Raw genomic sequence first — 11,938 nt, forward strand, 5'->3', positions numbered from 1 at the left:
AACCAACCAAAAAAAAGTCAAGCTTATGCTTGACTTTTTTTATGTAGTAATCTGGTTAGTTTTATAGATAAATCGGTTAAAATTATTTTAGAATTACCATTACGTTCTATATGGTAAATGGCATCTTGTAACTCATCAGAAATTTCTAGAATATTGTTACCATGAATAAAAGGAGCAAAATTTTCTAGTTTAAATTTTTCGGTTTTAGGTTCAAAATACACTAGATCGTTTGCATTATAATTTAAAAGTAATGCTTGCCTAAAAAAGTCAATACAAAAGTGTAAAAATTGTTTTTGTGTTTCTCTTCCTGTTTTGGCAATTTCTTCACTCCAGGAAATTAAATCGTGTATTGCTGCTTTGTTTCCCTTTGCTTTAAAAGCACTTCTAATCCAGAAAATAAACCAAGTTTCAAACTGTATATCTTCGCTATCTTGGTATACTAAATCACAAGCTTTATTATAATTGCCGTTGGCTTGATGTGCTATTTTAGTTGCTACAGCATCTTCTAAATTATGGTCTTTTATTAATCCTTTTTTTACATCATTTTCTGCCAATGGAGGAAACTGTAAAATCTGGCAACGCGATTTTATGGTGTTAATTATTTGTTCTTCGTCTTCGGCAATAAGAATAAATATGGTTTTATTTGGTGGTTCTTCAATTAGCTTTAATAACTTGTTAGAGGCTGCTGCATTCATTTTATCTGCCATCCATATAAGCATCACTTTATAACCACCTTCGTAAGATTTTAATGCTAGAGATTTTACTATTTCTTGGGCTTCATCAACACCAATTTGTCCTTGTTTATTGTCTACACCAAGTAATTTGTACCAATCAAATAAATTACCATAAGGTTGCTCTTTTAATAATTGTCTCCATTCTTCTAGATAAAAACTAGACACAGGTTTACTCTTCACTTTTTCACTTGTGGTAACAGGAAAAGCAAAGTGGAGGTCTGGATGTGAAAGGTTATTAAATTTAAGATTACATGCAGCGTTTCCGTTGTCGTTCTCTTTGTTTGTATTGCCACACAAAATATATTGTGCATAAGCTATTGCCATTGGTAAGGTACCAGAGCCTTCTGGACCTACAAATAATTGAGCATGTGCAATTCTACCATTATCAACACTTTGTGTTAAATGGTTTTTTATGTGTTCTTGTCCTAAAATATCACTAAAAAGCATATGGCAAATATAGTTTTTATCCTTAAAACCAAAACCAAAAGTATTCTTCAATTTAAAATTTTAAACAAAAATAAATACGATAAAACGCAAAAAACACAGATAAAGTGTTTTTTTTGTTATATTTGATATACCAAATCATTCCCAAAATGAAAATTATACTTAACCTCAGTTTTACATTATTTTTTGTTTTTTCTGCATATGCACAAAATGCACAAAATGCACAAAATGCACAAAAGAATAGTTCTATCTCCACTATACAAGAACGACCATTAAGTCTACAAAAAGAATTTTACATTAAAGGAGACGCAATAGCTATTGGAAATAATATATTAAGCGAACAGGTTAAAAAAGATTATAATGAAATAGGCTTGATAAATGACAGAATAGAAATGAAATATGTAGATATAGATAATGAAAGTTCTACATTTAGTTCTAGTTCTGCAGCATTACAATTACCTCATAATACAAGTAAAATAAAATTTGCAGCTTTATATTGGAGTGCAACTTATGGTTTTAAAAAAGGAGATTATAAAGTTGTAAAAAATAAAATGCTTATTAAAGCTAAAGGAGCAAGAGATACTACGTTTAATTATATAAAATTTAAAACGCCAAATCAGGAATACAAAAACATTAAAGGAGAAATTATTTTTGATGGATATGAGAAAAAATTCTTTGCAGCAAATTCCCCGTATGTATGTTATGCAGATGTAACATCTATATTACAAAATACAAATACCAACGGTTATTATACAGTTGCAAATATTAGAGCAACAGAAGGTGTTATTACGGGAGGAAGCTCTGCTGGTTGGGTTTTATATTTAGTTTATGAACACGAAGATGCAATGCCTAAATATATAAGTACTTACCATGGCTTGTCTCTATTAAATAAACAACCATTAGCTATTAATTTTAATAATTTTAAAACTACAGAATTTGGTGAAATTGATGCTTCTATTACTATGGCAGCTATAGAAGGTGATGCTAAATTAAAAACAGATAAGTTTTCGGTTTTTAGTAAAAAAGAAAACACTTTTGTTGATATGAGTTCTACTTTACGACCAGCACAAAATTTCTTCAATAGTAAAATTACAAGCAACAAAGACTATGTAACAACAAGATTTCCAAAAAGCAAAAACACTTTAGGATTTGATTTAATTTCATTTAATATTCCAAATACAAATCATACTTTTTTAGAGAACAATCAAACCAATTTAGATGTAAAAGTACACACAAAAGCAGATCGTTTTTACATGTTTTTTACAGCATTTAAAACAGATATAAGCGAAGCTTGCTTTATAGAAAACAATATTAAAAATAACGATTTTATAGTTTCTTTAGATATTTTAAAAGAAGCAAAACCTGTTGTTGGTAATATAGATGATGAAGAGTAAAAAGCTTTAAATACATCCTACAATAAAAAAATTGCGCATATTATTTATTTTAAAGACCTTTAGCATTTAAAATAAACTGCGCAATCTTTTATATATAACAAAAATGAAAACACTTAACGACTTCAACTTTAAAAACAAAAAAGCATTAATTAGAGTAGATTTTAATGTACCATTAAATGATAACTTTCAAGTAACAGATGCTACCAGAATAATTTCTGCAAAACCAACTATTATTAAAGTTTTAGAAGATGGTGGAAGCTGTATTTTAATGTCGCACCTAGGAAGACCTAAAGGTGTTCAAGATGAATTCTCCTTACATCATATTGCAAATAAAATAGAAGAAATAATTGGTGTAGAAACTAAATTTGTTTCCGATTGTGTTGGTAACGAAGCAGAAGAAGCTGCTAAAAATTTAAAACCAGGTGAAATTTTATTATTAGAAAATTTACGTTTTCATGAAGAAGAAACTTCTGGTGATAAAGAGTTTGCCAAAGGTCTTTCTAAACTTGGAGATATTTATGTAAATGACGCTTTTGGTACAGCCCATCGCGCACACGCATCTACTACTGTTGTTGCTCAGTTTTTTCCAGAAAATAAATGTTTTGGCTATTTATTAGCCAAAGAAATTGAAAGTATAAATAAAGTGATGCAAACAGGTGAAAAACCTGTTCTAGCAATTTTAGGAGGAGCTAAAGTGTCTTCTAAAATTACTATTATTGAAAATATTTTAGATAAAGTAGACCATTTAATCATTGGTGGAGGAATGAGCTTTACTTTTATTAAAGCACAAGGCGGAAAAGTAGGTGATTCTATTTGCGAAGATGATAAAATGCCATTAGCTTTAGATATTTTAAAACAAGCAAAAGCTAAAAATGTACAAGTACATATTCCTGTAGATGTTTTGGCTGCAAATGCTTTTAGTAATGATGCAGAAACACAAACTTGTGATATTACTGCTATTCCTGATGGTTGGCAAGGTTTAGATTGTGGACCAAAATCAAAAGAAATTTTTAATAACGTAGTATTACAATGCAAAACCATACTATGGAATGGCCCTTTAGGAGTTTTTGAAATGGAAACTTTTGCAGGAGGAACCATTGCTTTAGGTAACTCTATTGCAGAAGCTACTAAAAAAGGAGCTTTTTCATTAGTTGGTGGAGGTGATTCTGTTGCTGCTGTAAAGCAATTTGGATTTGAAAAAAAGGTAAGCTACGTAAGCACTGGAGGAGGAGCAATGCTAGAAAGCCTTGAAGGAAAAACACTTCCAGGAATTGCAGCTATTTTAGAATAGCAGTAATCAATATCTCTTTTTTTTTATTTAATAAAACACGAATTTAGTATCTTATACGTTTAAACAAGACGCTAATTATATAATCATGCAGTTACATAAACTCTTTTTCTTTGCTTATTTTATAAGTCTTGGCCTTTTACAAGCGCAAGATACTTTGCAAGTTGCTACAGAAAATACTAGACTTACAGAACAACAATTAGAAGCAGGAAAAAACTATGTAATAGATACTGTTATTGATGGGCAAGCCTTTTATAAAAAGGAAATAAAAGTGGTAGAGCAGATAGTTCTTGATAGTATTTTACAAGACAATAAACACGCAGCAGAAATTGATAAAAAATGGCTTCAGGAATTATACAACAATTCTTTGTATGATACTATATATAGAACTGTTAGTGCACTAGATTATAAAGAGGTTGACTATCCAGAATTATCTACCGAAGTTTTAAAATCAAGACTTGCACAACTAAACGCTAGAACACCTTTTAATGTAGAATACAATACTTCGTTAGAAAGTGTTATAAAATCCTTTTTAAAACATAGAAGAAAATCTTTTGAAAAATTAATGGGTTTAAGCCATTATTATTTTCCAATGTTTGAGCGTGAATTAGACAATTACAACATTCCGTTAGAAATGAAATATCTGGCCATTGTAGAGTCTGCTTTAAAACCAAGAGCGCGATCTAGAGTAGGTGCTACAGGTTTGTGGCAATTTATGTTTGCAACAGGAAAACAATACGGTTTAGGCGTAAGTTCTTATGTAGATGAACGTAGTGACCCAATAAAATCTACCGAAGCAGCATCTAAATATTTGTCTAAACTATACGAGATTTTTGGGGATTGGGACCTTGCGCTAGCAGCATATAACTCAGGACCAGGAAATGTTAGTAAAGCAATAAGACGCTCTGGAGGTTATGAAAACTATTGGAATATTCGTCATAATCTTCCACGTGAAACAGCAGGATATGTACCAGCTTTTTTAGCAACCATGTATATTTTTGAGTTTGCCGAAGAGCATGGTTTTAAACCTGTAAAACCAGAATTTCAATACATAGAAACAGATACCATTCATGTAAAGCAAATGATTACGCTAGACCAGGTTAGCGAAGCTACAGGTGTACAAATAGAAGCTTTACAGTTTTTAAACCCATCATATAAGTTAGATATAATTCCTGTTGTAAAAGGTGAAAATTATACCTTAAGATTGCCAAGAGATGTAGTAGGTAAATTTGTAAATAATGAAGAAGCATTTTATGCTTTAGCTAAAGCAGAATTTGATAAGAGAGAAAAGCCTTTACCACAATTTTTTAATTCAGAAAGCAAAACACGATATACGGTAAGAAGTGGTGATTATTTGGGTAAAATTGCAAGAAAATTTGGTGTTCGCATTAGTCAATTAAAACAATGGAACGGTTTACGAAGCAATAATTTAAAAATAGGGCAGCGCTTAACTATCTACCCTAGAAACACAGCCGCAACAACAAAAAGTACTCCAAATAAGCAGGCAGGTTCTACTGTTTCGGCAAATGCTAAAACATATTTAGTAAAAAGTGGAGATTCTCTTTGGAGCATATCTCAAAAATTTCCTGGAGTTTCTGTTCAAAATATTAGAGATTGGAACGATATTAGTGGTAACAAATTAAAACCAGGAATGAAGCTTGTTGTATCAAAAAGCTAATACTTCTATAAAAAACAATCAATTATGCGTAATTTTCTTTGTATAGCAATGGTAGTGCTATTGTTTACATCTTGTAAAGATGATGAAAAATCTAAAAAAAGAATCCTTTCAGCATCTTCAGGAACACTCAATAATATTTCTGTAGTAGTAGCTAATGAACTTTGGGAGGGTGAAGTAGGAGAAACTATTAGAGAGGTGCTTGCAGCACCAATTTATGGCTTACCACAAGATGAGCCAACGTTTACCATGGCACAAATACCTCCTCAGGTATTTTCTGGTTTTGTAACCAAAAACAGAACGGTTTTAAAAATTGAAGTTGGTACAGAAAAAGCAGAAGTAAAAGTTGCTAATGATGTATTTGCTGCACCACAAAAACTAGTTTTAGTTACTGGAAAAAACAATAAAGAAATTATAGAACAACTTACAGGTAATGCTGCTAAAATTGTTGCTGCTTTTAAAAATGAAGAACTAAAAGAAAAACAACGAAGAATAAATCTATCTCTTCATAAAGACAGTGCTATAAAAGAAAAATTAGGGTTTTCTATAAATTTTCCAACAGCCTATAGAATTGCTAAAGAAGAAAACAATGTGTTTTGGATTAGAAAAGATATAACTACAGGAACAACAAATTTAATGTTATACAGTATACCGCAAAGCGCTATTAAAAAAAATGATAGCTTAATTGGTCAAATAATTAAAATTAGAGACTCTATTAATAAAGTTTATATTCCTGGCCCAACAGAAGAGGCGTATATGGTTACAGAAGATGCGTATACACCATTTCTTTCAGAAACAAGTATAGATAATAAGTTAACACTAGAAACTAAAGGAATTTGGGATATGAAAAATGCTTTTATGTCTGGACCTTTTGTTAATTATATGATAGAAGATAAGGCAAACAAACGTTATGTAGTTCTAGAAGCTTTTGCTTTTGCGCCATCTGTTGCAAAGCGAGATTATATGTTTGAGCTAGAAGCAATAATTAAATCTATAAAAATAGAATAATACTATTTAATACATAAACAAAAAAAACCAACGCAAGGCGTTGGTTTTTTTATATCTAAAAAAGAACAAAACTATTCTTTTTTCTTTTCTTCTTCCTCTTCACTATTAGTAGCGTCTTTAAATTCTTTAATTCCACTACCTAGACCACGCATAAGTTCAGGTATTTTCTTTCCACCAAAAATTAATAAAATAACTACGGCAATTAATATTACTTGAGGCCAACCTATAATAAGAGGGATCATATTTAAAATCATAATCTTGAAATTTAAAGCAAAGTTAATAATTAAAGTTTAATATTATCGTTTTAACGCTAACTTTAGTATAATATTAAAGTGAGGCTTTGTAAATTTATTTACTTTTGTTTTAGGCATGGAAAGAAAAAAGAAAAAAGAAAAAAAAATAGCAAAAAAATTACTACATAAGTATAGGTTAGTTATACTTAATGAAGATACTTTTGAAGAACGCTTATCTTTTAAGTTAACAAGGCTTAACGTTTTTGTTTTACTTGCTTTCTCTTCTGTGTTATTAATTATTGGTACTACTATTTTAATTGCTTTTACACCATTAAAAGAATATATTCCTGGATATTCATCAACCGCTTTAAAAAAGAAAGCAACTATATTAAACCATAAAACAGATTCTTTAGAAAAAGTAATAGCAGTAAATGAACGTTATTTTTCTTCCATAAAAAAAGTATTGTATGGAGAGATGAGTAGTGTAGATTTTAATAGAGACTCTATTATTGAAGCAGCCAAATTAGATGTAAGTGAAATAGATCTAGCTCCTACAAGAGAAGACTCTTTGTTACGCGAACAAGTAGTAAAAGAAGATAAGTATAACTTATTTGAATCTGCAACCTCAAATGTAAGCTTTGTGCTATTTCCTCCTGTTAACGGAACCATTACAGAAAACTACAACGCAAAAGATAAGCACTACGCAGTAGATGTTGTAGTAGCTAAAAACACACCAATTAAAGCTGCTGCAGATGGCACAGTTATTTTTGCAGAATGGACCACCAAAACAGGATATGTAATTATTGTAGAGCATAGTCATGGCTTAATTTCGGTTTACAAACACAATGCTTCTTTAAATAAAGAACAAGGAGATTTAGTAAAAGCAGGAGAAGTTATTGCTATGTCTGGAAACACTGGAGAACTTACTACAGGACCACATTTACATTTTGAACTTTGGAGTGATGGTTATCCAATAAATCCAACTAACTTTATAGACTTTGAATGAGAATAAGAAAGAGTAAACAACATGTAGTTGGCGTTTTGCTGCATTCCTTTTTCAGTATCGTTCTGGTAATAGCAGTTTTGTCTTTTTTCTCTTGTAAAGAAAAAGAGAAAACTACATTTCATTCTCAAATAGTTTCTCAAACACTTTTAAACGAAACAGAAATGTTTCATAAAGATGGAGTAGACACCTATAAAATTAATTATAAATCTGATGGTCTACAAATAGAAGGTTTTATTGCAAGACCAACACAATATAAAGCAAACATAAAATTACCTGCAATAATTTATTGTCGTGGAGGAAACCAAAGTTTTGGTGCAATTAGTGATTATCAACTTAAAATAATTAACAGTTTAGCAGCGCGAGGTTTTGTTGTTTTGGCTTCACAATTAAGAGGTAACATGTATAGTCAAGGCGTAGATGAATTTGGAGGAAAAGATGTAAACGACATTTTAAAACTTATAGATATAGCTAAAGATTTACATTTTGTAGACACTAAAAACATTCATGTATTTGGTATCTCTAGAGGAGGAATGAATACTTACCAAGTTTCTAAATTATCAGATGATATAAACAGTATTGCAATAGTTGGGTCACCAACAAACATATTAAGTTTATCTAAATTTAGACCTAAAATGTATACTAAAGTAATGCAACCATTAATAGGAGATTCTTTAACTAAAAGAAAAGAATATGAAGCAAGATCTGCTATTTTTTGGCACAATAAACTAAATGAACCTACTTTAATTCTTCATGGAACAGATGATTCTAGAGTTCAAGAAGAAGAAGCACGAAAATTAGTAGATTCTTTTACCATGTCTAATAAAAAAGATTTTCAGTTTAAAGTTTTTGAAGGTGGAAATCATAGTTTATCTAATTTTGAAGAAGAACGAAACGAATTAATTTTCAATTGGTTTAAAAAAAACAAGAAATAATGCTATCAATAAAAGCAGCCTTAGCAAAACCATTTGCAAAACAGGTGTATAAGTCCATACAAAAATGGGCTAATAACCCTGTAGAAACTCAAAACAAAGTGTTTCAAAAACTAATTAGTGATGCTGCAGCAACACAATTTGGTAAAGACCATGATTTTATTAGTATTAATAATCATGAAGACTTTGTTAAACGGGTTCCAGTTAGAGATTATGAAGACTTAAAGCCGTATGTAGAAAGAGTAGTTGCTGGCGAAGAAAATATATTATGGAAAGGCAAGCCTATTTATTTTGCTAAAACTTCAGGTACAACCTCTGGAGCAAAATACATTCCTATAACCAAAGATAGCATGCCAACACATATAGAAGCAGCTAGAAATGCTATTTTAATGTATATACATGAAACAGGTAATGCTAAGTTTGTAGATGGTAAAATGATTTTTTTACAAGGCTCTCCAATTCTAGAAAAGAAAAATGGCATACAACTAGGAAGACTCTCAGGCATTGTTGCACATTATGTGCCAAAATACCTTCAAAAAAACAGAATGCCTTCACTAAAAACCAATTGTATTGAAGATTGGGAAACGAAAGTAAATGCTATAGTTGAAGAAACTTTACCAGAAAATATGACTATCATTTCTGGAATTCCTTCTTGGGTACAAATGTATTTTGAAAAGCTTCAAGAAAAAACAGGAAAAAAAGTAGGCGACATTTTTAAAAACTTCAACTTATTTATTTTTGGTGGTGTAAACTACGAACCTTACAGAGCTAAATTTGAAAATTTAATAGGAAGAAAAGTAGATAGTATAGAATTGTATCCTGCAAGTGAAGGCTTTTTTGCTTATCAAGATAAACAAAACGTAAAAGGAATGCTACTACAATTAAACTCTGGTATTTTTTATGAGTTTATAAAAGCAGACGATTTTTTTAACGAAAACCCTAAGCGTATTACTATAAAAAATGTAGAAATAGGTGTAAATTATGTAATGTTAATATCTAGCAATGCAGGACTTTGGGCTTATAATATAGGAGATACAGTACAGTTTACTTCAACAAAACCATATCGAGTTATTGTTTCAGGTAGAATTAAACATTTTATTTCAGCTTTTGGCGAGCATGTAATTGGTAAAGAAGTAGAACAGGCAATACAAGAAGCTTTAATTACAAGTGATGCAGAAGTTTCTGAGTTTTCAGTAGCACCACAAATTAACCCAACACAAGGCTTACCATATCATGAATGGTTTATAGAATTTGAAAAAGAACCTGAAAACATTTCCGTATTAGCGCAAAAAATAGATGCTTCTTTACAAAAACAAAATAGTTATTATTTAGACTTAATTGCTGGTAAAGTTTTACAACCATTAAAGATTACTTTAGTTAAAAAAGGTGGTTTTCAGGACTATATGAAATCTATTGGTAAGCTAGGCGGACAAAATAAATTACCACGACTATCTAACGACAGAAAATTAGTTGATGATTTAGAAACATTAAATCTCATTAAATAATTCTATATTTGTAGGTTAAATAAAGTATATGAGTAACAAAAAACATCATGCAAGAACGAGAGCTCAAGAAAGCTCAAATGCTATTGAGCGCATGTATATAACCATGAGACACCTCTTTAATCGTGGTTTTTATAAGCCAATGGGAGTTTCTGGTGAAACATTAAGAGAAGCTTTATTGCTACTAAGACCAGAAATTTATGGCTCTATTGGTGAAGAAAAAGCAGAACTTGAAGGGCTCCTTTATGTAGTTGATAGACTACCTGAAGGTATAGAAGAGTGTACCTTTATAAACTTAACAAGTGATGAAGGCTATGCAAACTCTCATTTTAAAGTTATTATTCCCCCAAAAAGAAGACGTAATTGCTATAGAATAGACGAAGAACAAATGAACATTGAGATTACTCGTGGTCGTTCTGAAATCTATGATATTCTAACACATCTTACCTTTCTTTTTGTAGAGTCTCATAAAATTAGCAAACGCGTTTTAATTGACGAAAACGGTGAAACTACTAGAGATTGGATAAAGCTTGAAAAAGCAGTAACTACTAAAAAGAAACTTACACAACAAGAGCGCGAAGTTGCAATAACACATACGGCTAATATTCTTGGGCGTACATTTAATGAGTTAAATGAGGTGTATGAAGATTTTGCTATACCTACACAACCAGAAAGATTATTACACATTGTGTATTGGTTAGGTAAATTAGCAATAGAAGAAGTGGTTAATAACAACAAAAGAACCGTTACATTTAGTCCTGTATTAAGAGAGCGCTTAGGGCACCATATTCATGGTGAAATTTGGGCCAATAATATTAAAGCTATTTTACATAAAAACGGATTGCTTGAAAGACCAATACATGTAATAAGTGCTAATATGCATAGTGTTATGAATACTCTTTTTGCACCAAGCGCATTAAAACCTTTAGCAGCTAAAAAAGATATTTTTCAAGTTTATGAAGCTATAAGCAATAAAGACAATGCAGACCTACGCAATAAAGTAACAAAAGAAGCGTTGCAAAAAGGAATGCTTTATATTAAAGATGAGTCTGGTACCAATATTAACGTGCAAGTTTTTGATACCGATAAAATAGATTTTTCTAAAATTGACATAGAAGTCAACCAAGAAAAATTAAAAAAAGAAAAACCAATTATTTTGGTAATGGATTATGCTTTTGGTGAACAAGCTTATGAAACTATAGATGAGCTTTTAAAACCATACCAGCCTAACGGAAAGAAAACACATTTATATGTAGATTCTATTTCTATAATGGGAAAAGCAGGAATTCTAGAAGGAGGAAAAGGAGATATTATGATACCTTCTGCACATATTTTTGAAGGGACAGCAGATAACTACCCTTTTAAAAATGAATTGTGTAAAACAGATTTAGAAGGGCAAGGATTAAAAATATTTGAAGGAGCTATGATAACCGTTTTAGGTACATCATTACAAAACAAAGATATTTTAAAGTTCTTTCATAGCTCTACATGGAATGTGATTGGTCTAGAAATGGAAGGAGCGCATTACCAAAAAGCAATTCAAGCTGCTTCAAAAGTAAGAGGTAGTATTAATGAAGACGTTAAAGTGCGTTATGCGTATTATGCAAGTGATAACCCTTTAGAAACAGGAGGAACACTTGCTTCAGGAGGTTTAGGTACTTCAGGAGTCAAACCTACATATTTAATAACAAGAAAAATTTTACAACAAATATTTAACTAACCATT

Annotated in this window: 10 protein-coding genes; 8 read left to right on the top strand and 2 right to left on the bottom strand. The window is 30.8% G+C overall.

Annotation, left to right across the window (positions count from 1 at the left end):
* Window positions 1–23: 23 nt before the first annotated feature.
* Window positions 24–1,181, bottom strand: a complete 1,158-nt coding sequence (locus tag KO494_RS00650; protein WP_215965975.1) for a DNA polymerase III subunit delta' — start codon at window positions 1,179–1,181, stop codon at window positions 24–26.
* 146 nt (window positions 1,182–1,327) lie between these two features.
* Here KO494_RS00650 and KO494_RS00655 point away from each other — a divergent pair, with 146 nt between their 5' ends.
* The 4 genes from KO494_RS00655 (at window position 1,328) to KO494_RS00670 (ending at window position 6,543) form a co-directional block, all read left to right on the top strand.
* Window positions 1,328–2,572 (top strand): hypothetical protein, encoded by a 1,245-nt coding sequence (locus KO494_RS00655; RefSeq protein WP_215965653.1) that lies wholly within the window; start codon window positions 1,328–1,330, stop codon window positions 2,570–2,572.
* 103 nt (window positions 2,573–2,675) lie between these two features.
* Window positions 2,676–3,863 carry a phosphoglycerate kinase gene (gene pgk / locus KO494_RS00660; RefSeq protein ID WP_215965654.1) on the top strand — a complete coding sequence of 396 codons (1,188 nt, stop codon included), beginning with the start codon at window positions 2,676–2,678 and terminating at the stop codon, window positions 3,861–3,863.
* An 85-nt stretch (window positions 3,864–3,948) separates the two neighbouring features.
* A complete protein-coding gene (locus tag KO494_RS00665) occupies window positions 3,949–5,538 on the top strand; it encodes a LysM peptidoglycan-binding domain-containing protein (protein WP_215965655.1) in 1,590 nt (529 codons plus the stop codon).
* A 24-nt stretch (window positions 5,539–5,562) separates the two neighbouring features.
* Complete coding sequence (locus KO494_RS00670) at window positions 5,563–6,543, top strand: DUF4837 family protein (RefSeq protein ID WP_215965656.1); 981 nt, start codon at window positions 5,563–5,565, stop codon at window positions 6,541–6,543.
* A gap of 71 nt (window positions 6,544–6,614) precedes the next feature.
* Here the strand turns inward: KO494_RS00670 and KO494_RS00675 are convergent, their stop codons facing one another.
* Entirely contained in the window at window positions 6,615–6,785 is a 171-nt protein-coding gene (locus tag KO494_RS00675; protein WP_252730204.1) for a twin-arginine translocase TatA/TatE family subunit, read from the bottom strand.
* A 127-nt stretch (window positions 6,786–6,912) separates the two neighbouring features.
* On the opposite strand from KO494_RS00675, the gene KO494_RS00680 reads away from it, so the two are divergent.
* Genes KO494_RS00680 through KO494_RS00695 form a run of 4 tightly spaced genes read left to right on the top strand, consistent with a single transcriptional unit; the run spans window position 6,913 to window position 11,933 of the window.
* Window positions 6,913–7,782: a M23 family metallopeptidase gene (locus KO494_RS00680; RefSeq protein ID WP_215965658.1), complete on the top strand. Its 870-nt coding sequence runs from the start codon at window positions 6,913–6,915 to the stop codon at window positions 7,780–7,782.
* The gene (locus tag KO494_RS00685) at window positions 7,779–8,714 is read left to right on the top strand and encodes a S9 family peptidase (protein ID WP_215965659.1); all 936 of its coding nucleotides are present in this window, start codon (window positions 7,779–7,781) and stop codon (window positions 8,712–8,714) included. Before KO494_RS00680 ends, KO494_RS00685 begins: the two co-directional genes overlap by 4 nt.
* Entirely contained in the window at window positions 8,714–10,216 is a 1,503-nt protein-coding gene (locus KO494_RS00690; protein WP_215965660.1) for a GH3 auxin-responsive promoter family protein, read from the top strand. The genes KO494_RS00685 and KO494_RS00690 overlap by 1 nt, the downstream gene beginning before the upstream one ends.
* A gap of 28 nt (window positions 10,217–10,244) precedes the next feature.
* Window positions 10,245–11,933: a hypothetical protein gene (locus KO494_RS00695; protein ID WP_215965661.1), complete on the top strand. Its 1,689-nt coding sequence runs from the start codon at window positions 10,245–10,247 to the stop codon at window positions 11,931–11,933.
* Window positions 11,934–11,938 lie beyond the last annotated feature (5 nt).

This window comes from Lacinutrix sp. C3R15 (assembly GCF_018860825.1).
Taxonomy (GTDB): Bacteria; Bacteroidota; Bacteroidia; order Flavobacteriales; family Flavobacteriaceae; genus Oceanihabitans.

Excerpts from the sequence above, each read along its gene's own strand:
- KO494_RS00650 (WP_215965975.1), bottom strand. The coding sequence starts at position 1,181 with ATGCTTTTTAGTGATATTTTAGGACAAGAACACATAAAAAACCATTTA.
- KO494_RS00655 (WP_215965653.1), top strand. The coding sequence starts at position 1,328 with ATGAAAATTATACTTAACCTCAGTTTTACATTATTTTTTGTTTTTTCT.
- pgk (WP_215965654.1), top strand. The coding sequence starts at position 2,676 with ATGAAAACACTTAACGACTTCAACTTTAAAAACAAAAAAGCATTAATT.
- KO494_RS00665 (WP_215965655.1), top strand. The coding sequence starts at position 3,949 with ATGCAGTTACATAAACTCTTTTTCTTTGCTTATTTTATAAGTCTTGGC.
- KO494_RS00670 (WP_215965656.1), top strand. The coding sequence starts at position 5,563 with ATGCGTAATTTTCTTTGTATAGCAATGGTAGTGCTATTGTTTACATCT.
- KO494_RS00675 (WP_252730204.1), bottom strand. The coding sequence starts at position 6,785 with ATGATCCCTCTTATTATAGGTTGGCCTCAAGTAATATTAATTGCCGTA.
- KO494_RS00680 (WP_215965658.1), top strand. The coding sequence starts at position 6,913 with ATGGAAAGAAAAAAGAAAAAAGAAAAAAAAATAGCAAAAAAATTACTA.
- KO494_RS00685 (WP_215965659.1), top strand. The coding sequence starts at position 7,779 with ATGAGAATAAGAAAGAGTAAACAACATGTAGTTGGCGTTTTGCTGCAT.
- KO494_RS00690 (WP_215965660.1), top strand. The coding sequence starts at position 8,714 with ATGCTATCAATAAAAGCAGCCTTAGCAAAACCATTTGCAAAACAGGTG.
- KO494_RS00695 (WP_215965661.1), top strand. The coding sequence starts at position 10,245 with ATGAGTAACAAAAAACATCATGCAAGAACGAGAGCTCAAGAAAGCTCA.